This window comes from Pseudorhodobacter sp. MZDSW-24AT (assembly GCF_002794355.1).
In the GTDB taxonomy this organism is placed as follows: domain Bacteria; phylum Pseudomonadota; class Alphaproteobacteria; order Rhodobacterales; family Rhodobacteraceae; genus Pseudotabrizicola.
Genome location: NZ_PGOI01000001.1, coordinates 122,231 through 146,043 on the forward strand (window position 1 = coordinate 122,231; position 23,813 = coordinate 146,043).

A 23,813-nucleotide genomic window follows, 5' to 3' on the forward strand; every position below is an offset into this window, starting at 1 on the left:
GTGATTGTCCATCGCGTCCTGTGCGCTGACCTTCTGTCAGGCTCTCACTCCAGGTTGCAAGAATGTGCCAGCCTTGCATCTCGTGCAAGTGCTTAGCGCTTGCCGTAGTACAATCCGACGACATGTTCGGCCTGAGCGAAGAACAGCCAGCGTTGGGCCAAGGCCCCAACAAGATACAGCAGGATCGCCAGACCAAAGCCAGCCGTGCCCGGCACAAGCAGCAAGGCCAGCACGGGCGCGGCCACACCGGCCCCAAGCGCGAGCATGCGCAGCTTTGGCACATGCCGTCGCCCGACAACATAGATCATCTCGCGCAGCAGATAGCTTCCGGCGGTATGTGCAGGTTCAAACACCGAAACGGCGCCACGCGCGCCCAACCCCGTCGCGCTGCCCAAGGTGCTGCCAGCCCGGGCAAAGGCACCATCCCCGATGCGCCAATGCAGCCACAGCGTGATGGCCACCGCCACCAGCGCAAGAATGGCCGAGACGCGAAACCCCGCCAACAGACACCCGCCCGCCACCGCATAGGCCAGAAACAGCAGCGGGACGCTCCAGTGGTGCCAGCGCGGCACGGCGCGGATTTGAGCATAGATCATTCCGGTCGCCAGCACGGTGGCAAGGGCGAGCGCAGCCCCCAGCCAGCCAAACCCGCGCGGCAGGCCGAGGCCCAGCCAGTCGGACAGCGCCAAGGGCGCAAAGGCCAGAAGGGTCAGCACTGCGCCCCAAGCCTCGCGGCTGAGCCAGCTGCTGCGCCATTGGGTAAAGGCCCGCCACGCCCGCTGCGGATTGCCAAGGTGAAACACCGAAGCCATCAGACCGATGGTCGCCAAGACATAACCAAAGGCCCAATGCCAGAACGCCGCCGCGCCGCTGTAGTCGTGAAACGTGGCCAGAAGGGCAAGGTAGCCAAAACCCATGCCAGACAGAACCGTGAAGACAATAACCGAAGGTGCCGGATTCATTCAGATCTTCCCCAATACCCGGTCAAGCCATCCCGCAAACCCCGTGGCCTTGATGTCCAGCAAGGGGGCCAGAAGGCTGGCCTGATCCGGGCGATCCTTCTGACGGGGCGGCAAGTATTTGTTGGTGGGCCGGGTCGCTTGCTCGGGCATCAGGTCATAGCCTGCGCGGGCCGCCACCAACTGGCTGACCGCGCTTGTCGGATCTGCGAGATCGCCAAAATGCCGCGCACCGGTGGGGCAAGTGCGCACACAGGCGGGTTCGCGGTCAACCTCGGGCAGGGTGTCATTATAGATGCGGTCGACGCAAAGCGTGCATTTCTTCATCACACCCGCATCAGCATCCATTTCGCGCGCGCCATAAGGGCAGGCCCAAGCGCACAGGCCGCAACCGATGCAGGCATCCTCATTCACCAGCACGATGCCATCTTCCGCCCGCTTGTAACTTGCGCCAGTGGGGCAGACCGTCACACAGGGCGCATCGGCGCAATGCAGGCAAGAGCGCGGGAAATTCACAATCATCGGGGCAGCCGCATCGGGCTGAACCTGATAGCTGTGAACGCGGTTGAGAAAGGTGCCCGAAGGTTCTGCACCATAAGGGTTTTGATCTGAGAGCGGCGCGCCATAGCCTTGGTCGTTCCAGCCTTTGCAGGCCGTCACGCAGGCTTGGCAGCCCACGCAGGTATCAAGGTCGATCACCAGCCCCAAGGCCTTGTCGGTCTTTCCCGGCAGACAGGTCATTTTGCACCCCCTTCCGGCACCACACGCGGCACGGCGCCAAAAGCCGGCAGGCTTGCGCCACCGTCGGGGGCCGGCACGCGTTCAATACGCACGCGCAGATCGAACCAAGCCGCTTGTCCGGTGACCGGATCAGAATTCGAATAGCGCATGCCATCCCCTTTCGGCGGCAAAAGCTCTGAGATCAGATGGTTTAAAAGAAAGCCCCGCGTCGCTTCCGGAGCGCCATCGTTCAAGGCCCATGCCCCCTTGCGCTTGCCGATGGCGTTCCATGTCCAGACGGTGTGCGGGTTCAAGGCGGCCATATGGACCACAGGCACCGTGATCTGACCGTTGGCCGAGGTGACGCGCGCCCAATCGCCTTCATGAAAGCCATGCTCTTTCCACAGCTTGGTCGGCACGAACAGCGGGTTATGCCCCCTGATCTGCCGCAGCCACGCATTCTGGCTCCCCCAAGAGTGATACATGTCCATCGGTCTTTGGGTCAGGGCATGGATCGGAAAACGCTCATCCGCGTCCCCGAAAGGCGCATACCACAGCGGCAGCGGGTCCATTGCTTGGCGCAACCGGTCCCGCAGATGATCGGGCGGCTGGTGAGGCCCATGCCCTTCGGCAGCCAATTGAAAGCGGCGCATCGGCTCGGACCAGATGTTGAACAGGTAAGGCTGGGGCGTGTCAAACAACCCGATCTCGACCGCCCACTCCTGATAGGCCATGTTCCAAGGCTTGAAGAAGCTGGCCGCCTCGGGGACGTGCGCCTGATAAAAGCCACCGTTTTCGATGTATCGCGCAATTTGCGCGGGGTTGGCCGCGCCGCGCCCTTCCTCTGCACCTGTGCCACGAAAGCCCATCAAGGGCCCCACCCCCGGGCGACGCAGGTGGTTGACCATGTATTCGGCGTAATCCTTGTAGAGGGCGGTGCCGTCCGAATTCACCATGCCCGGCAAGCCAAGACGCGCGCCCAAATCAAGCAGCACGGATTGAAAGCCGCGCACGTCACGGTCAAGCTCGACCACGGGCCAGCGAATGGCATCCCCTGCAGCGTCCGGCTCGCTGACCGGGCGGTCGAGCATGCTGATGCAATCGTGACGCTCCAGATAGGTGGTGTCCGGCAGGATCAGATCGGCATAGGCCACCATTTCGGACGCATAGGCATCGGAGTAGATGATCCGGGGAATCGTGTAACTGCCATCGGACTCTTGCGCGGTCAGCATCTGCATGACCTGCGCTGTGTTCATCGACGAATTCCACGCCATATTCGCCATATACAGAAACAGCGTATCGATGCGATAAGGCTCCCCCGCAGCGGCATTGGGAATGACCATATGCATCAACCCATGAGCCGAGAAGGGATTTTCCCAGCTATACGCCTTGTCGATGCGCGCAGGACTGCCATCGGGGCGCAAGGCAAGTTGCTCTGGCCCGCGCACATAGCCAAGGATCGGTCCTGACAAGGGCTTGCCCGGCACCGAAACGAAATGCGGCGTTGGATGCGCCTCGACCGGCTTCGGGTAAGGGGGTTTCATGCGCCAACTGCCCGGTGTTTCCACAGCCCCGAGCAGGATTTGCAAAAGATGCAAGGCGCGGGCGGTCTGAAAGCCGTTGGAATGGGCCGAGATGCCCCGCATCGCATGAAAACTGACCGGGCGACCGATCATGGTGGCATGTTCGTCGCCGCGAAAATCGACCCAAGGCTGCGCAATTTCGACGGCCTGATCAAAGGCGACCGACGCCAGTTCGGCGGCCAGTTGCCGGATGCGCAAGGCGGTGACACCACACCGCTCGGCAACGGCCTCTGGCGCGTATTCCGAAGCCAGATACCGCTCGGCCATATGTTGGAACACGGTCCGGTGGCCTTGCCACACAGCGCCCAGATCGGGCTGCACACCCTTTGCCTCCCATGGGGCGGGGGCACCGGTGCGGCGGTCAATCACAAAGGGTTGCGCTTCGGCATTGCGCACGAAAAGCCCTTTGTTTGGCCCGTCCGTGCTGTTGACCAGATAAGCCGCGTTGGTGAACCGCGCGAGATAGTCGAGATCCACCTTGCCCGACTCGAGCAAGCAGTGAATGAGCGACAGGATCAGCAAACCATCGGTCCCGGGCGTGATGCCGATCCAGTCATCGGCCACCGCGTTATAGCCGGTGCGGATCGGGTTCACCCCGATCACCCGTGCCCCGCGCGCCTTCATTTTGCCGATGCCAATCTTGATCGGATTGCTGTCATGATCTTCGGCCACGCCGAACAACACAAAAAGCTTGCTGCGTTCCCAATCCGGCGCGCCAAACTCCCAAAAGGCGCCGCCGAGGGTATAAATCCCCGCTGCCGCCATATTGACCGAACAAAACCCGCCATGCGCGGCATAATTTGGCGTGCCAAAGGCTTGCGCCCACCATCCTGTCAGCGCCTGTGACTGATCACGCCCTGTGAAAAACGCGAGCTTTTCCGGTGCGGTATCGCGCAGCGGGCGCATCCAATCCACCGCCGTTTGCAGCGCCTCTTCCCAGCTGATTTCCTCAAAAGCACCAGATCCGCGCGGCCCAACCCGGCGCAAGGGCGCACGCAGCCGGCTGGGGGCGGTCACTTGCATGATGCCCGACGCCCCTTTGGCGCAAAGGACGCCCTTGTTGATGGGGTGGTCACGATTGCCTTCGATGTAGGAGACGCGGCCGCTTTTCAGATGCACATTGATCCCACAGCGGCAGGCACACATGTAGCAGGTGGTTTGACGTATCTCGTCAGAGACTTGCGGCGATGTGTTCACAAACGGCTGGTTCATGTCTGCCCCTCCCGGCTCATGGCGGCCGCTGTCTCAATCGCAATCTGGCGTTCCTCATCGGCAGGTACGATCCAGACGGCGACACGCGAGGTCGCGGCATGCAAGGCCTTCTCCCCCCTTGCATTGGCGTCACCGTCCATGACCGCCCCCAGAAAGGCAAGGTGATTCAAGATATTGGAACGGCAAATGCCGTCATTCTCACCAATTCCGCCAGTAAAGGTGATCGCATCCACGCCTCCCATTGCGGCGCAGAGCGAAGCACCATGCCGGGCCGCCCAATAGCAAAAATGCGCAATGGCAAATTCTGCCTCGGGCGTCCGGGCTGCGTGCAACGCGCGTATGTCATTGCTGCCGCCCAGAGCCTTGAGGCCCGAGCCGCGATTCAGCATCTGCGCGGTTTGCTCCAGCCCGTGACGGGCCACCAGATCAAGCACCACAGCAGGATCGAGACCACCGGGGCGGGTCCCCATGGTCAGACCATCAAGCGGTGAAAACCCCATGCTCGAGGCGACAGAATGGCCGTCGACGATCGCGCAGGACGAAGCCCCATTGCCCAAATGAAACGAAAGAAGCCGCTTTGGAACGCCGTTGGGGTAGCAATGTTGCATGTTTCGAACAATTGCCGCGTAAGACAGGCCGTGAAATCCATACCGCCGCACCCCGCGCGCCCGCTCGGCCGCAGGCAGGGCGTAGGTGGTGGCCACGTCTGGATTGCTGGCGTGAAACGCGGTGTCGAAGGCTGCATATTGCGGCAGACCCGGCCAAAGCCGCGCCACCGCCGCGATGCCCGCCAAGGCAGGCGGATTGTGCAACGGTGCCAGTGTCGCGCAGGCCGCGATGGTCTGCTCGATCGCGGGCGTGATGCGGCAGGTCCGCGTGAGTTCGGCGCCACCATGCACGACCCGATGCGCCGCCGCCCGGATCTGACGGGCCGGCACGGCGAGTTGCGCAACGCCAAGGGCCAGCGCTTCCGCGTGGTCAGGAGGGCCACCGCTGCCAATGCGGTCCACCTGCGCCTGCGCCCGCTGCTGTGTGCCCTCGAAGGCCGCAAGCTTCACCGAGGAAGACCCTGAATTGACGACCAAAAGCATCATGTCACCGATCTGAGAAGCCCGGCCACGGAAAGCCCGGCCAAGAGCAATATGGCAAAGCGGCGAAAGTCTTGTGGGCTGGTCCGGGCAAAGCGGCGATCGCCCAAGGCCAGCCCGGCCAGCATGAAGGGCAGGCCCAAGGCGGTTGCGACGAAACTGTCGCGGGTGATCTGCCCCGCCTGCCACAAGACGGGCAGCGACCACAGGTCGAGCGCGGTGAAATAGGCGATCACCGTGGCGCGGAACACCACCGGTGCCACCCCTTGTGCCGTAAAGAACACCGCAACCGGAAGCCCGCCCACCGCCATGCCATTGGCAAGCCCCGAGACAGCGCCCACCCCGACATGGGCGCCCAAGCCTTGTCGCCCGATGTACCATCCGGCCAAAAGCAGTGCGCACATCGCCAGCACAAAGACCGACAGCACCGCGCGGCCCAGATCTGCCCCTGCCCACTGGACGGCGGCCACACCCACGGGCACCCCGACCAGACAGCCCGCAAACAACCCGGCCACCCGGCGCCAGTCGATATGCGCCCAGATCCCGCGCGCCTGCCCCAGCGTCATGACGATATCGGCCAGAATGACCACCGGCACAAAGGGGAATGGATCGGTGACCAGTGCGGCAAACAGCATGACCAGCGCCGCAAAACCAAAGCCGGAATAGCCCCGGACATAGCCTGCCACGACCATTCCTGCCGCCACCAACCCCGCTTCTGCCCCGGTCAGGCCAAAGGGGATCATACAGTCTGCGGGCGCATATCGGCCGCAGAGATCCCGGCCACCTCAACGGGTTTCTTCATCGCATCGCGCCGGAACGGCTCGCCCAGTTCTTGGTTGATCAGGGCTTCGATCAAGGTGGTCTTGCCCGCCTTCTGATCGGCAAGCGCCTGTGTCAGTGCCGCACGTAGCTCGTCCATCGTGCGGGCCTGCACGCCCTGCAATCCGCAAGCCCGCGCGATGCCAGCATAGCTGACGCCCTCGTCCAGTTCGGTGCCCACGAAGTTATCGTCATACCAAAGCGTGGAGTTGCGCTTTTCCGCGCCCCATTGGTAATTGCGGAACACCACCATGGTGATCGCAGGCCATTCCGGGCGGCCAATCGCCGTCAGCTCCGTCACCGCGATGCCAAAGGCACCGTCGCCCGCAAAACCCACCACCGGCACATCCGGGCAGGCAATCTTGGCCCCGATGATCGACGGCAGCCCATAGCCACAGGGGCCGAACAGCCCCGGCGCAAGGTATTTCCGCCCGGTCTCAAAGGTGGGGTAAGCATTGCCAATCGCGCAATTGTTGCCGATGTCGCTCGAGATGATTGCCTCTTTCGGCAGAGCCGACTGAATCGCGCGCCACGCCATGCGCGGGCTCATCCAATCGGGTTTGGCGGCGCGGGCGCGCTGATTCCATGTGGTGCCCGGATCATCCTCTTCGTGATCCATCGACGAAAGCGCCTGTGCCCACGCCGATTTGGTCTGAGCGATCTTCGCTTTGCGTTCGCTGCGCGCATGGTCACCGGCGGTGATGGCCAACCGCGCCAAAACCGCCTCGGCGACCTTTTTCGCGTCGCCGACAATACCGACTGTCACCTTTTTCGTCAGCCCGATCCGATCCGGGTTGATATCGACTTGGATGATCTTGGCCGCCTTGGGCCAGTAGTCCAGCGCGTATCCGGGGAGTGTTGAAAACGGGTTCAGCCGGGTACCCAAACAAAGTACCACATCTGCGCCCGAAATCAACTCCATCGCAGCCTTGCTGCCATTATATCCCAAAGGCCCAGCGAAAAGGGGATGCGACCCGGGAAAGGCGTCATTGTGCTGATAGCCGACGCAGACCGGGGCATCCAACCGTTCGGCCAGCGCCATGCTTGCCGGGATGGCGCCCGCCAGCACGACACCTGCGCCGTTCAAGATCACCGGAAACTTTGCCTCTGACAAAAGATCCGCCGCCGCCTGAATGGCTTCCTCGCCGCCTGCCGGACGCTCGAACTCCACCACGGCAGGCAGGTCGATGTCGATGACTTGCGTCCAGAAATCGCGCGGCATGTTGATCTGCGCCGGAGCCGATTGCCGCTTGGCCTGAAGAATGCACCGGTTCAGAACCTCGGCCACGCGGCTCGGGTCGCGCACCTCTTCCTGATAGCAGACCATGTCCTTGAACAAGGCCATCTGCTCCACTTCCTGAAATCCGCCCATGCCGATGGTCTTGTTTGCGGCCTGCGGCGTGACCAGCAAAAGCGGCGTATGATTCCAGTACGCGGTTTTCACGGCCGTCACGAAATTGGTGATCCCCGGGCCATTCTGCGCGATCATCATGCACATCTTGCCAGAAGCGCGGGTGTAGCCATCGGCCATCATTCCGCCACTGCCCTCATGTGCGCAATCCCAGAAAGTGATCCCGGCGCGGGGAAACAGATCGGAAATCGGCATGAAAGCCGAGCCAATGATGCCAAAGGCATGCTCAATGCCATGCCGCTGCAAGGTTTTTACAAAGGCTTCTTCTGTGGTCATGCGCATCGGTCCGGCTCCGGCACTGGGGTTCTTTCGGCCAGTCTACCGAGCGTGCCTGCCCCGCCTTAGGGCCAGAGCTTGCGCGCGGTTAAGTCCAGTGCAGCCGCTGGTTAGCCGAGGCGCATCTGATCCTGCACGCGCGCGATCCGGGCGATGCCCTCCGGGATGCGCGACGGGGCGATGGAGGAATAGGCCAAGCGGTAATGCTGGCGATTGGCGCGATCGGGGTGAAAGAAAGCGCGCCCGGGTTCGATCAGAACCCCTTCGCCCCGCAGGCGCGCCGCAAGCACATCGGTGTCGATGCCTTCAGGCGCCCGCATCCAGATGCTCGACCCGCCAAAGCCGCCCTGCCCCGCCATGGTCAGCCCCTGTTCGGCCAGCGCCTCCTCCATGACCTGACGTCGCCTGCGAAAGGCCACCCGCATCCGGTTGATCAGCGCATCATAATGCCCGTCGGCCAGAAAATAGGCCACCGTGCGCTGGATATGCCCCGGCGGATGCCGCAACACCAAGGCACGCAAAGCGCGCGCCTCGGCGATGAAACTGGGCGACCCAACCAGGTACCCCAGCCGCAATCCCGGAAAGATCGACTTTGAGAACGACCCGGCATAGATCACGCGGCCGTCACGGTCCAAGGATTTCAGCGCGGGCGCCACCGGCTTGAGATAGGACATCTCGAATTCGTAATCATCCTCTACCACGACAAAGCCCTGCCGCGCCGCCGCCTCCAGCAGAGCCACCCGTCGCGCCATCGGCATGGTGGCATTGGTCGGGCATTGGTGCGACGCGGTGGTGAACACCACATCCACGCCCTGCGGAATCCGCTCGGGCGGCAGACCGCCCTCGTCCACATCCACCGCCACCATTTGCGTTCCCGACGGTTCCAGAATGGCGCGCAGGCCCGGATAGCCGGGAGTCTCGATCACCGCCCGCGTGCCGGGCCCCAACAGCACCTGCGCGGCCATCCACAGCGCGTTCTGCGCCCCCAGGGTCAGCAGCACTTCTTCGGCCCGCGCGGCGATGCCCCGGCGCGGCAGGATGCTGCGCAGAACATGCTCGATCAGCACAGGGTCGTCTCGTTCATAGTAATCCGAGGTCAGCGCCGCAAAATCGCGCCGCCCCAGCGCACGCAAGGCGCAGGCGCGCCAGTTCTGATGGTCGAACAAGGCAGGGTCCGCCTGCCCGTAAATGAACGGAAACGGATAGCGCTCCCAATCCTCAGGCTTGGCAAGACGCGCAAGGCCCGAAAACCGCGCCCCGGTGAGGGCGGTGAAATCCACCCCCTCATCGCGCGCGGGCGATGACGGAAACTCCGGCGCACGCGGCGCTGTGTCAGAGACAAAATACCCTGACCGCCCGCGCGCCGAGAGGTAATCCGATGACACCAGATCGGCATAGGCCAAGGTGACGGTGATACGGCTCACCCCCAGATGCGCCGCCAATCCCCGCGACGACGGCATCTTGTCGCCCGGCCGCAATCGCCCCGCCAACACGCCTTGCACCACCATGGATCGGATGCGGCTTTGCAAGGTGCCTGCGGTGCCGGGCGGCATGAAGAAAGCGTCGGCGGGAATGGGCATAATCTGGCCTTATCAGGACTAAGACCAGAAACGCCGCGCATGTTCAAAGGTCAAGCCCGGCCTTGCATTTGCAGCTTTCCGAAATACTCCCGCCGGAGGCCCTTCGCGGAGGAGGAGCCGCAGGCGACGACGACGCAAAAACACGATCCTCTGCCCCTCTCTGGGGCGGAGGATGCCATTCTTCTGATCCCCCCTCAGCCGCAGACGCGCGTCAGGGCTTGGTCAATCGCATCGGTGATCTGGTCGATGTCATCCGGGCCCGCGATCAGCGCGGGGCTCAGGCACAGCGTGTTGTTCAGCCCCGGAAGGCTGCGGTTGGTCGCGCCGATGATGACCCCTTGCGCCATGCAATCGGCCACCACCGCCTGCACCGTCTTTTCGTCCAGCGCCTCTTTGGTGCCGCGATCCGCCACCAGCTCGGCCCCAAGGAACAACCCCTTGCCGCGCACATCGCCAATCACCCTGTGCTTGTCCATCAGCCCGCGCAGGTTGTTCAGGCACCGCTCGCCCATGGCGATGGTGTTGTTCAGCAAATCCTCATCCTCGATGATCCGCATGTTTTCCAGCGCCGCCGCCGGACCCGCCGTGCAGCCGCCAAAGGTGGAAATGTCGCGGAAATAGCTCATGGGATCGCCGGGATCATCCTTAAACAGGTCGAACACCGCCTCGGTCGTCACCGTGCAGGAAATCGCGGCATAGCCCGAGGCCACACCCTTGGCCATCGTCACGAAATCGGGGCGGATGCCGTAATGCTGATAGCCAAACCATGTGCCGGTGCGGCCCACACCGCAGACCACCTCATCGATGTGCAGCAGGATGTCATGCTTGCGGCAAATCTCCTGCACCCGCTCCCAATAGCCCGCAGGCGGCACGATCACGCCGCCGCCCGCCGTGATCGGCTCCAGCACCAGACAGCCCACCGTGTCGGGCCCTTCGCGCAGGATCACCTCTTCGATCGCAGCTGCCGCGCGCTCCCCGTAATTGTCGCCCTCCCACTGCGCGCGGTAGTCCAGACAATGCGGGACCATCACAAAGCCATCGGGATAGGGCCCATATTGCGCCGCCCGCTGCGCCTGACCGCTGGTGGCCAATGTGCCGATGGTGGTGCCGTGATAGTCGCGTTCCCGGTAGAGGATCTTCCATTTGCGCCCGCCATGATGCTTGTGCGCGATCTGGCGCACCATCTTGTAGACCTTCTCATTCGCCTCGGACCCCGAGTTCGAATAATAGACGCGGCTCAGGCCCGGCATCTTTTCGATCAATCTCTGGGCAAAGCGCGCGCCCGGAACCGACCCTGCGGCACCGGCGAAATAATTCATCTTGATCAGCTGGTCGCGCACCGCGTTGGCGATGCTTTCGCGCCCATAGCCCACGTTCACCGTCCAGACCCCGCCAGAGACGGCATCCAGATGCTCCTTGCCCCGCGCATCCCAGACGCGCATGCCCTTGCCTTCGATGATGACGCGTGGATCAATCGTTTCATAGGCCTTATGCTGGCTCAGGTGGTGCCAGATGTGGGCGCGGTCTGCCTCGACCACCGCTGAAATATCATTGCTGCTGTAGCCGTCCATGCGCCGTGTCCTTCTGTGGTCCCGCCCCAGCCCTTTCGCCATAGGGGCGGGCCTGTCGCCAGCATCCGCCTTTGCCGCAGGCAATCGTAGGGCCAGACGCCCCACCCCGATAGAGCCAGATGCAAAATCATTTGGCGCGCACCCAAAGCATGGCAAAGATCGAGAAGCGGCGGGCTGATCGGGCTGGAAACCGGCGTTCCGATTTCCTGAAACCCGGCCGATCCGCTGGACAGCGCCGGAACTGCCCCGATCAATGAGGGCAAAAGCAAAGACAAGACAAACCCAACAAGGAGAAGCCAAGGATGACATTCCGCAAGACACTGACAAGTGCTGCCGCCACAGTGGCCCTGTTGGCAGGCACCACCAGCGCCATGGCTCTGGACGAGGTGACAGTCGCCTATTTCATGGAATGGCCGATGCCTTTCCAATATGCCAAAGTGCAAGGCACCTATGACGCCGAGATGGGCGTCAAGGTGAACTGGGTTGCTTTCGACACCGGCACCGCGATGTCGGCGGCGATGGCGGCGGGCGATGTGCATTTCGCGGTCAGTCAGGGCGTGCCGCCTTTCGTGGTTGCGTCCAGCGCCGGACAGGATCTGCAGATCCTTGACGTGGCTGTCTCATACGCGGACAACGACAACTGCGTGGTGCAAAGCGCGCTTGAGATTGACAAAGACAATGCCGCCGATCTGGCTGGCAAGAAGGTGGCGGTGCCACTGGGCACTGCCGCACATTATGGCTTTCTGAAACAGATGGACCATTTCGGGGTGGACCTCGCCAGTCTTGAAATCATCGATATGGCGCCACCGGATGGCGCGGCGGCGTTCACCCAAGGCTCGGTCGACGTGTTCTGCGGCTGGGGCGGCAGTCTGCGCCGCGCCAAGGAATCGGGCAATGTGCTTCTGACCGGCGCCGAGAAAGAGGCGCTTGGCATTCTTGTGTTCGACGTCACCTCTGCTCCGGCCGGGTTCGTGGCGGAAAATCCTGATCTGGTGGCCAAGTTCCTTAAGGTCACGGCTGACGCCAACGCGATGTGGGCCGACAGCGCCAATCACGCCACCATGTTGCCGGTGATTGCGTCGGATTCCGGCATGGACGAGGCCGCCACCACCGAGACCATCGCAACCTTCGTGTTCCCAACCGTAGAGGACCAGCTTTCGGCCAAATGGCTGGGCGGCGGCGCGCAGGAGTTCATGAAGGGCGTGGCCGAGGTTTTCGTCGGAGCAGGCTCCATTCCGGCCGCTCTGCCCAGCTATGACAGCACGGTGAACACCGCGCCGCTGGCCGCCGCAAGCAGCATGTAAGCCGCAAAAGGGCGGCCCCCCACCGGGCCGCCCGCCCCTTACCCGGAGGACGCATGTCCGGACTGATCATCGATTCCGTGTCCATGCGCTTTGACCTGCCCAACGGAGCAGCGGTGCAAGCGCTGAAAAATGTCTCACTTGAGTTGAAGGAAGGGGAACTTTTGTCTGTGCTTGGCCCTTCGGGCTGCGGCAAAACCACGCTTTTGAACATTCTTGCCGGGTTTCTGGCGCCGAGCGAAGGGCAGATCCGGCTGGGCGGCAAGCGGGTAACAGGCCCCGGCCCCGAGCGCGGGATGGTGTTTCAGCAAGGCGCGCTGTTCGAGTGGATGAATGTTCGCCAGAACATCGATTTCGGCCCGCGCATGAAGGGCATGGCCAAGGCCGAGCGCGACCGGATCACGGACCACCTTCTGGAAACCGTAGGCCTGCGCGATTTCGGCGAGAAGGCTGTCTATGAACTCTCGGGCGGCATGCAGCAGCGCGTGGCCCTTGCGCGCTGTCTTGCCAATGATCCCGACGTGATCCTGATGGATGAACCACTGGGGGCGCTGGACGCGCTCACACGCGAGAAAATGCAAGGCTTGGTGCTCAAGCTCTGGAAGGAGACCGGCAAGACCGTGGTGCTCATCACCCATTCTGTGGAAGAAGCGCTGCTGTTGGGAGAGCGCCTGCTGGTCATGGCACCGCGCCCGGGACGGATCTTCCGCGAATACGCCCTGCCCTTCGCGGAGCGCGGCGTGACGATGGACCTGCGCGAGGTCAAAAAGTCGCCCGGCTTTGCAGAGACGCGTGAAGAGATCCTGTCGATGATCTGGAGCATGGAAGAAGAGATCATGGGCAAGAAGGACAGCGCTGCATGATGGTTCTTCTGTTCTACGTCGCGATTTTCACGGTCTCGATGCTGCTCTGGGGCTGGATCAAGCGCCGCCGCGGGCGGCATGACTTCACCTCGTTGAAGACCGTCACCTTTGGTGACGAGTCGGCCATCCAGCCCGACCGGGTGGCCAGCGTGATCTCGGTGCTGTCGATCTTTCTGATCTGGGGGGCCTTCACCGGATCAAACCTTGTGCCGCTGCACGTGCCGGGGCCATTCACCGGCGCGGCAGGGTTCACCTATACTGCGCGCGCGCCGGACGGAGCGGAGGCGCAGGCCGAGGTGCGCATCACGGTGCATGCGGCGGGGGAGACGCCCGCCGCGCCGCAACCGCCCGAGGCCTCCGGCTTTGCGCAAGGTGACGCGGCGGTGGTTCAGGCGTGGCGGTCGGTCTTGCTGCGGGTGGTCGAGAATGATGGCGAAGGCGCGCAGGTGGTGGCGATCAACGGTCAGCCCGTCGCGGTGGACGATCAGGTCAGTGTCACCGGCGGCACCGTCACCCTCACACCGCGCGGATCGCTGAACTTTCAGGCGGCCAAGGGGATGCAGATGGAGCCGATCTGGTTGCCTGCCCCCGAGGCCGTGGTGGCGCGCTTTGTGGAGATCTCGACGAATGGCTATCAGAATACCTCGCTTTGGGGGCATCTGGGCGCGTCGCTGGCGCGGGTGTTGGCGGGATTTGCCTTGGGCGCGCTTGTCGGCATTCCGCTGGGCTATGCGATGGGGTTGTCGGGTTGGTTTCGCGGCTGGTTTGACCCGATCGTGGAATTCATGCGGCCCGTGCCGCCCTTGGCGCTGATCCCGCTGGTGATCATCTGGTTCGGGATCTGGGAGACGGGCAAGGTGGTGCTGCTGTTTCTGGCGGCGCTCTGGATCATGACGATCGCGGCGCGCTCGGGGGTTTCGGGGGTGAAGCTGTCGAAGATCCACGCGGCCTATTCGCTGGGGGCCAGCAAGACCCAGATCCTGCGGCATGTGATCATCCCCAACAGCCTGCCCGATCTTTTCACCGGGGCCCGCGTGGCGATGGGGGTGTGCTGGGGGACGGTGGTGGCGGCGGAGCTGGTCGCGGCCCAGAAAGGGGCGGGGATGATGATCATCGCGGCCTCGAAATTCCAGCTGACCGACATCGTGGTGATGGGGATCATCCTGATCGGGATCATCGGCTATGGGATCGACATCCTCATGCGGATGGCCGAGAAAAAACTGGTGCCTTGGAAAGGGCGTGGGTGAGGGTCTTGGGGGTGCCCCCTGTGTTACAAAATGAAGACTTGTTCAATATCAACAGCTTGACCCTGTGATCTTCATGGTTTTTTAACAAATGCAGCGCGCAGTAAAGCCCAGCGGGCGCGCCGCAGACAGCGGGCTTGTAAGGCGGGCGCGGCCCCGGCGGGAGCGGAACGTCAGGTCGGCAGCGCGCCAAAGGCCAGCGACAGCGCGACGAAGCCCAGCCAGGCGGCAGCGATCCGGTGCAACGGCGGTGTCCAGGCCGGGCGCGACCTTGCCCGGCGGGTGAGCGCCCCCGCCCCGCCCCAAAGCAACGCGACCGCCGCCACCGCAAGGCAGAACAGCCCCAACTGCGGCAGGAAGGCAGGCTCTTGCACCGGGGGCAGCAGGACGAGGGCAAAGACCAGCGCCTTGGGATTCAGCGCGGTGGTGACATAAATCTGCCCCGGCGTCAGGCGGGCACCCGCGCCCTCGGGGCTGGCATCGGCCTGCCAGAGCGTGCAGGCCAGCCGCAGCACCCAAAGCGCCGCCACGCCCTTGAGCACCAAGGCGAGCGCGGGGGCGGCGGCAAGCAGCGGCGCCCCGAGCAGCGCCAGCGGCAGCACCGCCGAAAGATAGCCGGCCAGTTCGGCTGGCACCAGCGCGAGCACCCGCCGCAATCCGTGCCGCGCCCCCGCCAGCCCGATCAGCGTGTTCGTCGGCCCCGGTGCCACCAGAAGCGCCAAAACGGCCAGAAGAAATGTGAGCGTCGACATCTGCGGCCCTCCTGCGGCCCGGTCCTGACCTAGCAGACAGCTTTGACCGGGGGATTTGATCTGGATCATCCCGGCGCACCGGAATCGCAAGAGGCGATCTGCACCACGCGGCGCGATGTCACGCGCCACGGGGCGGGACGGGAGGCGGCGACGGCTCGGGCGGCGGGGGGCGGCGCTTTGGGCCGTGGTGGAGGGAGCGCCGCCCCTGCGCTGCGCGCGCCTCGGGATCATTTCGGACAGAAAATGAGAGAGGCGCGCCGGGACGGCCTCTGGCGGGCGGCTGTGGTGGGCAGCGGGGGCTCTGTCGGAGGAATGGGGAGGTGCAGGTCAGCCGCGGCCGATGGCACGGTTCATCAGGGTGACGAGGCGGGAGGCAGGATGACCACGGGCCTCGCGCCGGTCGGCCAGCGCATAGGCGGCATAGGTGGCATGCAGGCCGAGCCAGCGCAAAGGCTCGGGTTCCCAGCGGCGGACTTGGGGATTGACCCACGGCAGGCGGGTGAGCGGATCGTCCAAATCCAGTGCGAGCGCGGCGAGGGTGCGGCCTGCGAGATGGGCGGTGGCGACCCCGACGCCGACATAGCCCCCCGCCTGACCGATGCGGGTGGCGGGGTCGAACTGCACACGGGCGCACCAGTCGCGCGGCACGCCCAAGGCGCCGCACCACGCATGGGTGATGGCGGTTCCACGGGTGGCCGGAAACAGCGCATGCAGCCGCGCCGTGAGCTGGGCGATGGTGGCGGCATCGGGCACGCCGTTGCGGTCCAGCGCGCTGGCGTAGCGATACGGCGTCCCGCGCCCGCCCAGCGCGATGCGGCCATCGGGGGTGCGCTGGCAATAGACATAGCTGTGCGCGAAATCGCCAATGATTTCGTGCCCTTGCCAGCCGATCTGATCCCAGACCGATGGCGGCAGCGGCGCGGTGATGATCTGGGCCGAATTCAGCGGCAGAAGGGTGCGGCGCTGGCCCGGCAGATGGGCGGTGAAACCTTCGGTGCAGATCAGGATGGTCTCGGCGCGGATCAGGCCTTGGGCGGTGGTCACAAGGCCGGGGGCGATGGCGGTGACGCGGGTGCCTTCCAAGAGGCGGATGCCGCGCGCCTCGACCGCGCGGGCAAGGCCTGCCACCAGTTTGGCAGGCTGGATGCGGGCGGTGCCGGAGACCCGGAGCGCACCTTGGGTGCCGGGCATGTGGATGCGGCGGGCCGTGTCGGCGACACCGAGCAGGCTGAGGCGGTCTGCCTCGCCCCACGCGCTGCGGTGCTGGTATTCGGCCTGTAGGCGCTGCCATTGCGCGGGGTTGGTGGCGATGAGGAGTTCATCGGTGGGGGTGATCTCGGCCTCGATCCCGAGGCGGTCGCACTGGGCGATGACATCGGCCACGGTGCCGTTCATCGCGGCGACCATGGCGCGGACGGCGGCGGGGCTGCTGTGGGCGGCATAGCGGGAATGCGACCAAGCAAAGCCGCCGGTGAGCCAGCCGCCGTTGCGGCCCGAAGCGCCAAAGCCTGCATGTTCGGCCTCGACGATGAGGATGTCGAGGTCGGGCCGGGCCGCGCTGAGGGCCAGCGCGGCCCAGAGCCCGGTATAGCCCGCGCCGATGATGCAGACCTGCGTGCGCGCATCCCCCGCAAGGGCGGCGCGGCGCGGCGGCAGGCCGATCTGGTGCCACCAGAAGGAGGGGCCGCCAAGGGCGGGGACAGCGGTCATGCCGCCAGCCTGCCTTGCGGGCCGCGCGGGTGCAAGCCTTGCGCGCGCGCAAGGCGGCGGCACCGCTGCGGCGGCGGCACCGGAGCGCGGCCGGAAGTGTGGGGGGAGATGACAAAGAGGCTTGTATCTCAAGCGCTTTTTGAGGCAGGTTGCGCGCATGTGGGTGGTTGCCGGGGGGCGGGCCATCGCCGTGTCTCGTTGAGGGTGTCTCTGGATGAGCCCAATTCTCACACGGCTGCAAGGCGACGGGCTTTTGGCACGCGTCATGCGCAGTTCCGCCTGGACCGCGCTGGGATATGGCGCGAGTCAGGCCCTTCGGCTTGCGTCGAACCTGATTCTGACCCGTCTGCTGTTTCCGGAAGCCTTTGGCCTGATGGCCTTGGTGTCGGTGTTCATCGTGGGACTGACCATGTTTTCGGATGTGGGCACGCATCCGGCGATTTTGCAGCACCGCCGCGGCGATGATCCGGCGTTTCTGGACACCGCCTATACGATCCAGATGGCGCGCGGCGGGCTGTTGTGGCTGGCTTCGGCCTTGATCGCTTGGCCTGCGGCGCTGTTTTACGGGCAGCCGGAGCTGGCTTGGCTGCTGCCGGTGGCGGGGTTTTCGCTGCTGCTGCACGGGATGGAGCCGACACGGGTGGACACGGCGGCGCGGCATCTGCGGCTGGGGCGGCTGACGGCGCTGGATCTGATCGCGCAGGCGGTGGGTGTGCTGTCGATGGTGGTTCTGGCTTGGGCCACGCAATCGGTCTGGGCGCTGGTGGCGGGATGGATCGTCTCGTCGGGGACGCGGCTGGCGTTGATCGTGCTGGCGCTGCCGGGGCCGCGCAGCCGCCCGCGCTGGGAAGGCGCGGCGGCGCGGGATCTGCTGCATTTCGGGGTGTGGCTGTTCTTGTCGACGGCCTTTGGCTTCATGGTGGCGCAGGGCGACAAGGCGATCTTGGGCAAGTATCTGACGCTGGAACAGCTGGGGCTTTACAACATCGGGTTCTTTCTGGCGTCGTTTCCGATGCTGCTGGGGCAGACGATCGGCGGGCGTATCCTGATTCCGCTGTACCGTGAGCGGCCGCCGGGGGCTTCGGCGGAGAATTTCGCCAAGCTGCGGCGTATGCGTTTTGTGCTGACGGGGGCGGTGTTTGTGCTGCTGGGGGTGATGGCTTTTGCGGGGGAGTGGATCGTGGATCTGCTCTATGACCCGCGCTATTCGATGGCGGGGGCCATTCTGGTGGTGATCGCGGTGGTGCAGATCCCTTCGGTGATCGGGATGACCTATGACCAGTCGGCGCTGGCGGCGGGGGACAGCCGGAGCTATTTCGTTCTGACGGCGCTCAGGGCGGTGTTTCTGGTGACGGGGCTGATCCTGGGCGCCGAGGCCTATGGGCTGGTGGGGGCCTTGATCGGGCAGGCGCTGGCGGGGCTGGCGGTCTATCCGTTCCTGATCTGGCTGGCGCGGCGGCACCGGGCGTGGGACGGGCTGCATGACCTGACCTTTGCGCTGGCGGGGGCGGCGCTGGCGGCGGCGGCGCTCAGTCTGGACAGCGGGGCCATCGCGGCCTTGCAGACGGTGTTCGGAGGCCAGCCATGAGCCCGGACAGGCGCGAGGCCGTGCAGGATCTGGCCGCGACCCAGCGGGAGGCGGCCTTGGCAGAGGTGCCGCTGACGCCGCTGCAACTGGGCATGGTTTATGAAAGCGTGCTGGCGGGGCGGCCGTGGATCAACCTTGAGCAGGTGGTGGTGCATCTGGACGCCGAGACGGTGGAGGCCGAGGCGCTGGAGGCGGCATGGGCCGAGGTCGCGGCACGCCACGAGGCGCTGCGGCTGTCGATCCTGTGGCGCAAGCGGGTGACTCCGGTGCAGGTGCTGCGTGAGCGGGTGGAGGTGGCGGTCACGCTGGAGGACTGGAGTGCCCTGCCCGCGCGCCGCCGCGACGGCATGCTGGCGCAGTATCTGGCGGCGGACCGGGAACAGGGCGTCGATCTGGAGGGCGCGCCGGCGTGGCGGGTGCTGCTGGCGCATCTGGGGCCGAACCGGTCGGTGATGGTCTGGACGGTGCATCACGCGCTGGTCGATGGCCGCAGCATGGCCATCGTGCTGGAGGAGGTGTTCGCGCTGCTGGCAGGGCGGGTCTTGCCCCCTGCCCCGTCCTTGGGATTTCTGGGCTATGCGCAGGCCTTGGCCGCGCGGGACACCGGTGCGGCGCAGGCGTTTTTCCGCAGCTATCTGGACGGGTTTGATCAGCCCAACCCGCTGGCGGATGACCCGAGCGGATCGGGCATGGCGCGGCGGCGGCAGATCCGGCGCCAGCTTGACGTGGCGCTGACCGAGGCGCTGACCGACCGGGCCGAGGCCGCGGGCGCGACACTGGGCACCATGGTGCAAGCGGCGTGGGGCATGGTGGTGGCCCGCTGGACCGGGCGGGCAACGGCGGTGTTCGGCACCACCCGCGCCGGGCGGCACATCGTGCCGGGCAGCGCGCGCACCGTGGGGTGCCTGATCAACACGCTGCCGATGAAGGTGCAGATTGCCCCGCCACGGGCCGCCGATGCCTTTCTGAGCGCGCTGCGGCAGGATGTGCTGGCCTTGCGCGCGCATGAACATGCGGCGCTGACCGATGTGCGCCATTGGTGCGGCCTGCCGGGGACGGAATCGCTGTTCGATTCGATGGTGATGTTCGAGCGCGGGTCTTTGGAGGCCACGATGCGGTCGCTGGGGCCGGACTGGGCGCAGCGCCGGGTGGAGGTGCATGAGGAAGGCGCTTTGCCGCTGACGCTGGCGGCCTATGGCGATGCGGCGCTGCTGTTGGTGCTGGAACATGACCCCGAAGCGGTGGCCGATGGCAAGGCCGAGGTCATGCTGGGGCATCTGGCGGAGGTGCTTGCGGCCTTGGCCAAGGCCCCGACCCATGCGCCGCTGACCCAGTTGACGATGCTGCCCCGGTCGGAAGAGGCGGCGGTGCTGTCCTTGGGGCGGCCCGACCTGCGCCTGCCACCGGTGGTTCCCTGTGTGAGCCTGCGCTTCACCGATCTGGTCTATGAGCGCCCCGAAGCCTTTGCCCTGAAGATGGTGGGCGAGCCGGAGCGCATGAATTATTCGATGCTGGACATGCGGGTGAGCGCGATGTCGGCGCGGCTGGTGCAGGCGGGGGTGGGTCCGGGGCAGATCGTGGCCATCAGCCTGCCCCGCATTCCGCAATTCGTGGTGACGATGCTGGCGGTGATGCGGGTGGGCGCGGCCTTTCTGCCGCTGGACCCAAGCTATCCCGAGGCGCTGCGGGACCATATGCTGCGCGACAGCGGCTGCCGCCTGATGGTGGCGCTGCCGGGGCAAGTGGTGCCGGATGGGGTGCGTCTGATGTCGCCCTTTGCCCAGCCGGGGGAATCGTCCTTGACGCCCCCCGATCTGCTGCCGCCTGCGCCGGAGCGGCTGGCCTATGTGATTTATACCTCGGGTTCGACCGGGTTGCCCAAGGGGGTTGCGGTGTCGATGGGCGCGCTTTCCGCCCATGCCAGCGCGATCATCGCGGCATTCGGGCTGACGCCTTCGGACCGGGTGCTGCAATTTGCCAGCCTGTCCTTTGATGTGTCGATCGAAGAGATCATCCCCACGCTGTTGTCGGGGGCCAAGGTGATCTTGCGCGATGATGCGATGGCAGGATCGGTGGGGCATTTTCTGGAAGAGGTGGCGCGGCAGGGCATCACCGTGTTGAACCTGCCCACAGCGTTCTGGCATGTGCTGGTGGACGAGATGGCACGCGACCGGCTGAGCCTGCCACCGGGCGTGCGGCTGGTGGTGGTGGGCGGCGAGCAGATCAGCCCGCGCGCGCTGGCGACATGGCAGCGGATCGCGCCGCGCCCGCGCTGGATGAACGGCTATGGGCCGACAGAAACCACGATTACCTGCACCCTGCACGAGCCTGCGCGGGACGCAGGGGGCGAGGACATTCCGATCGGGCGGCCCACCGCGCATGCGCGGGCCTATGTGCTGGCCCCGGATGGGTCGCTGGCGCCGCCCGGCGCGGTGGGCGAGTTGTGGATTGGCGGGCCTGCGGTGAGCGACGGCTATATCGGCCATGCTGCCGCGATGACCGAGGCTTTTGCGCCGGACCGCTTTCACGGCGAGGGCCGGATCTACCGCACGGGCGATATGGTGCGCTGGCGTCCGGAGGGCACGCTGGCCTTTCTGGGGCGGCGCGACCGGCAGGTGAAGCTGCGCGGCTTTCGCATTGACCTGCGACAGGTGGAACGGGTTCTGGAGCGCGAAGAGAGCGTCGGTCGGGCCTTGGCGCATGTGTTGCACGCAGGCACGCCCGGCGCGCGGCTGGTGGCTTGGGTGGCGGCGGCGGATGGCCAGCCCTTGCCCGATGCAGAGGCGGTGCGCGCGGCGGTGGCCGAACACCTGCCGCCCCATATGCTGCCCGCGATTGTGCCGGTGGCGCGCTTTCCGCGCACGCCGGGGGGCAAGGTGGATCTGGCCGCGCTGCCCGTGCCCGAGACGGCGGCGCAGGTGGACCGAGGGGCCGAAGAGGACCCGGTGACGCGGCAGATCGCGGCGCTGATGGCGGTGACGCTGGGGCGGGAGGCGGTGGGACCCGAGGATGATTTTCACGATCTGGGCGGGCATTCGCTGCTGGCGGTGCAGCTGATCGGGCGGATCGAGGCCGCGCTTGGGCATCGGTTGGCGGTGGCGGATCTGCATCGCAGGCCGACGCCGCGCGGTCTTGCGCGGGCCTTGGCGGCGGCGCAGGCGGGGCCACGGTATATCATCCCGATCCAGCCCAAGGGCAGCCGCCCGCCTTTGTTTGGCGTGCATGTGCTGGGGCGCAATGAAGAGCATTTCCGCCCGCTGGCCGAGGCGCTGGGACCGGATCAGCCAGTGTTCGGGCTGACGGTGGGTTTGCTCGCGCAGGACACGCCGATTGGCGTGCGCGAGACGGCGCGCGCCTATGCCGAAGAGATCCAGCGCCATTTCCCCGAAGGGCCGATCAGTCTGGGGGCGGTGTCGCTTGCCAGCTATGTGGCCTATGAGTTGGCGCAGCAGCTGATCCGGGCCGGGCGCGAGGTGCGGGTGATCGCGCTGTTCGACAGCGCGGGGCCCGGCGGGCGGTCGCGGCTGTCGGGGCGGGCGCGGATGGGGGTGCATCTGCGCCAGCTTTACCGGCGCGGGCCTGCGCATCTGATGGGCATTGCCGCGAACCGCTGGGCGGATCTGGCCTATCGGCTGAAAAAGCTGCGGCTGCGTTTGCAGACCCGGCAGGGCAGCGCGGCGCCGATGACGGTGGACAGTTTCATGGTGGCCGCCGAATTGGCGGTGCAGGCCTATGAGGTGCGCCCGATTCACCGGCCGCTGTCGATCTTCCGCGCCGAAGAGAATGTTTTCGACAGTCCGCAAAGCGCGCGCGACGGGCTGGGCTGGGCACCGGTGGCGGCGGCGGGCTTTGAGGTGATCGATGTGCCGGGGGATCATCTGTCGATCTTGCAGCCGCCGAATGTGGCGGCGCTGGCGCATCACCTTTCGCGGCTGATGGCGGATCTGCCGGAGCCGTGACCCCGGCGCCCGGCTTGCGCTTTTGGCACGCGCGCCGCATGGTGCGGCGGCAAGGCGGGGGGAGCGGATGACGGTGGAAGAGATCGGCCGGATCGACGGCGTGGCGGTGCAGGCGGTCGCGCTGGGCGGGCCCGACGGGCCACGGGCGCGGGTGATGACCTATGGCGCGCGGCTGACCGAGCTGTGGGTGGCGGACCGGCAGGGTGTGGCCGCCGATATCGTGCTGGGGCATGCAGATCTGGCGGGCTATCAAGCGACCCGTGCCTATCTGGGCGCCACCTGCGGGCGGTTTTCCAACCGCATCGCGGGGGGGCGGTTCGTGCTGGACGGGCGCGCGGTGCAGCTGGACCGCAACGAGGGCGCAAACGCCCTGCACGGCGGGCGCGCCGGGTTTGACCGCAAGATCTGGGAGATCGCGGCGGTGAGCGCGCGGGCGGTGACGCTTTGCGCCACGTCGGAGGATGGCGAGATGGGCTATCCGGGGCGGCTGACGATGCAGGTGCGCTATGCGCTGGACGCGGCAGACCGGCTGTGGATCGAGATGACCGCCGAGACCGATGCGCCGACGGTGGTGAACATAGTGAACCACAGCTATTTCAACATGGCCGGTCATGGCTCGGTCATGGGTCAGCGGCTGCGGCTGGGGGCCAGCCATGTGACGCCGGTGGATGCGGACCTGATCCCCACCGGCGAGGTGCGGGCGGTGGCGGGGACCGCCTTTGACTTTGGCGCCTTGCGCGACATCGGGGCCGCATTGCCCGGGGAGGCGGGCTTTGACCACAACCTGTGCCTGAGCGGGCCGCTGGTGGCGCAGTGGGGCGAGGCCTTGCGCTTTTGTGCCGAGGCGGTGGACCCCGCGTCGGGGCGGCGCATGGAGGTCTGGACCAATGAGCCGGGGGTGCAGTTCTATACCGGCGCGCATCTGGCGGGGGGGCACCCGGGCAAGGATGGCCACCCCATCGCGCCCTTCACCGGATTCACGCTGGAAACCCAGCGCTTTCCCGACAGTCCGAACCAGCCGCACTTTCCCAGCGCCCGCTTGGCTCCGGGGGAGCGGTATCGGCATCTGATGGCGTTTGACTTTGCGCCTGCGCGTTAGGGTTTCTGGCCGCGCGCCTCGGGCTGCGGGCGGACCGGGGGTTTCACACCCCCGGACCCCCGTGGGATATTTATGAAC

16 protein-coding genes are annotated in these 23,813 nt (G+C 65.6%); 6 read left to right on the forward strand and 10 right to left on the reverse strand.

What is annotated here, in order from left to right; genetic code table 11:
- Positions 1 to 92: 92 nt before the first annotated feature.
- The 8 genes from CUR21_RS00620 to tpa form a co-directional block, all read right to left on the reverse strand.
- On the reverse strand, positions 93 to 962 hold the full coding sequence (locus tag CUR21_RS00620; protein ID WP_100195078.1) for a DmsC/YnfH family molybdoenzyme membrane anchor subunit: 870 nt from the start codon (positions 960 to 962) through the stop codon (positions 93 to 95).
- Complete coding sequence (locus tag CUR21_RS00625) at positions 963 to 1,700, reverse strand: 4Fe-4S dicluster domain-containing protein (RefSeq protein WP_100195079.1); 738 nt, start codon at positions 1,698 to 1,700, stop codon at positions 963 to 965.
- Positions 1,697 to 4,474 carry a molybdopterin oxidoreductase family protein gene (locus CUR21_RS00630; protein WP_100195080.1) on the reverse strand — a complete coding sequence of 926 codons (2,778 nt, stop codon included), beginning with the start codon at positions 4,472 to 4,474 and terminating at the stop codon, positions 1,697 to 1,699. The genes CUR21_RS00625 and CUR21_RS00630 overlap by 4 nt, the downstream gene beginning before the upstream one ends.
- The gene (locus CUR21_RS00635) at positions 4,471 to 5,568 is read right to left on the reverse strand and encodes an acetate/propionate family kinase (RefSeq protein ID WP_100195081.1); all 1,098 of its coding nucleotides are present in this window, start codon (positions 5,566 to 5,568) and stop codon (positions 4,471 to 4,473) included. The genes CUR21_RS00630 and CUR21_RS00635 overlap by 4 nt, the downstream gene beginning before the upstream one ends.
- Entirely contained in the window at positions 5,565 to 6,305 is a 741-nt protein-coding gene (locus CUR21_RS00640) for a TSUP family transporter (protein WP_100195082.1), read from the reverse strand. Before CUR21_RS00640 ends, CUR21_RS00635 begins: the two co-directional genes overlap by 4 nt.
- A complete protein-coding gene (gene xsc, locus CUR21_RS00645) occupies positions 6,302 to 8,074 on the reverse strand; it encodes a sulfoacetaldehyde acetyltransferase (RefSeq protein ID WP_100195083.1) in 1,773 nt (590 codons plus the stop codon). The genes CUR21_RS00640 and xsc overlap by 4 nt, the downstream gene beginning before the upstream one ends.
- Positions 8,075 to 8,178: 104 nt before the next feature.
- Positions 8,179 to 9,648, reverse strand: coding sequence for a PLP-dependent aminotransferase family protein (locus CUR21_RS00650; protein ID WP_100195084.1), 1,470 nt, complete (start codon positions 9,646 to 9,648; stop codon positions 8,179 to 8,181).
- Between the two features lie 194 nt (positions 9,649 to 9,842).
- On the reverse strand, positions 9,843 to 11,219 hold the full coding sequence (tpa, locus tag CUR21_RS00655; protein WP_100195085.1) for a hypotaurine--pyruvate aminotransferase Tpa: 1,377 nt from the start codon (positions 11,217 to 11,219) through the stop codon (positions 9,843 to 9,845).
- A 302-nt stretch (positions 11,220 to 11,521) separates the two neighbouring features.
- Between tpa and CUR21_RS00660 the strand changes: the two genes are divergently transcribed.
- From CUR21_RS00660 to CUR21_RS00670, 3 genes are read left to right on the forward strand one after another with little or no spacing between them, the layout of a single operon-like run.
- Positions 11,522 to 12,523, forward strand: coding sequence for an ABC transporter substrate-binding protein (locus CUR21_RS00660; RefSeq protein ID WP_100195086.1), 1,002 nt, complete (start codon positions 11,522 to 11,524; stop codon positions 12,521 to 12,523).
- A gap of 53 nt (positions 12,524 to 12,576) precedes the next feature.
- Positions 12,577 to 13,383, forward strand: coding sequence for a taurine ABC transporter ATP-binding protein (locus CUR21_RS00665; protein WP_100195087.1), 807 nt, complete (start codon positions 12,577 to 12,579; stop codon positions 13,381 to 13,383).
- Positions 13,380 to 14,630, forward strand: coding sequence for an ABC transporter permease (locus CUR21_RS00670; RefSeq protein WP_100195088.1), 1,251 nt, complete (start codon positions 13,380 to 13,382; stop codon positions 14,628 to 14,630). The genes CUR21_RS00665 and CUR21_RS00670 overlap by 4 nt, the downstream gene beginning before the upstream one ends.
- Positions 14,631 to 14,800: 170 nt before the next feature.
- Here the strand turns inward: CUR21_RS00670 and CUR21_RS00675 are convergent, their stop codons facing one another.
- Positions 14,801 to 15,379 (reverse strand): hypothetical protein, encoded by a 579-nt coding sequence (locus CUR21_RS00675; protein WP_100195089.1) that lies wholly within the window; start codon positions 15,377 to 15,379, stop codon positions 14,801 to 14,803.
- 327 nt (positions 15,380 to 15,706) lie between these two features.
- Positions 15,707 to 17,089, reverse strand: a complete 1,383-nt coding sequence (locus CUR21_RS00680) for an FAD-binding oxidoreductase (RefSeq protein WP_100195090.1) — start codon at positions 17,087 to 17,089, stop codon at positions 15,707 to 15,709.
- A gap of 214 nt (positions 17,090 to 17,303) precedes the next feature.
- Here CUR21_RS00680 and CUR21_RS00685 point away from each other — a divergent pair, with 214 nt between their 5' ends.
- The 3 genes from CUR21_RS00685 to CUR21_RS00695 all read left to right on the forward strand — a co-directional run bounded on the left by CUR21_RS00685 (position 17,304) and on the right by CUR21_RS00695 (position 23,735).
- Positions 17,304 to 18,677, forward strand: a complete 1,374-nt coding sequence (locus CUR21_RS00685; protein ID WP_100195091.1) for an oligosaccharide flippase family protein — start codon at positions 17,304 to 17,306, stop codon at positions 18,675 to 18,677.
- Positions 18,674 to 22,636 carry a non-ribosomal peptide synthetase gene (locus tag CUR21_RS00690; RefSeq protein ID WP_100195092.1) on the forward strand — a complete coding sequence of 1,321 codons (3,963 nt, stop codon included), beginning with the start codon at positions 18,674 to 18,676 and terminating at the stop codon, positions 22,634 to 22,636. Before CUR21_RS00685 ends, CUR21_RS00690 begins: the two co-directional genes overlap by 4 nt.
- A 67-nt stretch (positions 22,637 to 22,703) precedes the next feature.
- On the forward strand, positions 22,704 to 23,735 hold the full coding sequence (locus CUR21_RS00695) for an aldose epimerase family protein (protein ID WP_100195093.1): 1,032 nt from the start codon (positions 22,704 to 22,706) through the stop codon (positions 23,733 to 23,735).
- Positions 23,736 to 23,813 lie beyond the last annotated feature (78 nt).

What these genes read in the sequence shown, in the direction of transcription:
- CUR21_RS00635 (WP_100195081.1), bottom strand. Translation starts at nt 5,568, where the DNA reads ATGATGCTTTTGGTCGTCAATTCAGGGTCTTCCTCGGTGAAGCTTGCG.
- CUR21_RS00640 (WP_100195082.1), bottom strand. Translation starts at nt 6,305, where the DNA reads ATGATCCCCTTTGGCCTGACCGGGGCAGAAGCGGGGTTGGTGGCGGCA.
- tpa (WP_100195085.1), bottom strand. Translation starts at nt 11,219, where the DNA reads ATGGACGGCTACAGCAGCAATGATATTTCAGCGGTGGTCGAGGCAGAC.
- CUR21_RS00690 (WP_100195092.1), top strand. Translation starts at nt 18,674, where the DNA reads ATGAGCCCGGACAGGCGCGAGGCCGTGCAGGATCTGGCCGCGACCCAG.
- CUR21_RS00665 (WP_100195087.1), top strand. Translation starts at nt 12,577, where the DNA reads ATGTCCGGACTGATCATCGATTCCGTGTCCATGCGCTTTGACCTGCCC.
- CUR21_RS00685 (WP_100195091.1), top strand. Translation starts at nt 17,304, where the DNA reads ATGAGCCCAATTCTCACACGGCTGCAAGGCGACGGGCTTTTGGCACGC.
- CUR21_RS00620 (WP_100195078.1), bottom strand. Translation starts at nt 962, where the DNA reads ATGAATCCGGCACCTTCGGTTATTGTCTTCACGGTTCTGTCTGGCATG.
- CUR21_RS00680 (WP_100195090.1), bottom strand. Translation starts at nt 17,089, where the DNA reads ATGACCGCTGTCCCCGCCCTTGGCGGCCCCTCCTTCTGGTGGCACCAG.
- CUR21_RS00670 (WP_100195088.1), top strand. Translation starts at nt 13,380, where the DNA reads ATGATGGTTCTTCTGTTCTACGTCGCGATTTTCACGGTCTCGATGCTG.
- CUR21_RS00660 (WP_100195086.1), top strand. Translation starts at nt 11,522, where the DNA reads ATGACATTCCGCAAGACACTGACAAGTGCTGCCGCCACAGTGGCCCTG.
- CUR21_RS00630 (WP_100195080.1), bottom strand. Translation starts at nt 4,474, where the DNA reads ATGAACCAGCCGTTTGTGAACACATCGCCGCAAGTCTCTGACGAGATA.
- xsc (WP_100195083.1), bottom strand. Translation starts at nt 8,074, where the DNA reads ATGCGCATGACCACAGAAGAAGCCTTTGTAAAAACCTTGCAGCGGCAT.
- CUR21_RS00675 (WP_100195089.1), bottom strand. Translation starts at nt 15,379, where the DNA reads ATGTCGACGCTCACATTTCTTCTGGCCGTTTTGGCGCTTCTGGTGGCA.
- CUR21_RS00625 (WP_100195079.1), bottom strand. Translation starts at nt 1,700, where the DNA reads ATGACCTGTCTGCCGGGAAAGACCGACAAGGCCTTGGGGCTGGTGATC.
- CUR21_RS00650 (WP_100195084.1), bottom strand. Translation starts at nt 9,648, where the DNA reads ATGCCCATTCCCGCCGACGCTTTCTTCATGCCGCCCGGCACCGCAGGC.
- CUR21_RS00695 (WP_100195093.1), top strand. Translation starts at nt 22,704, where the DNA reads ATGACGGTGGAAGAGATCGGCCGGATCGACGGCGTGGCGGTGCAGGCG.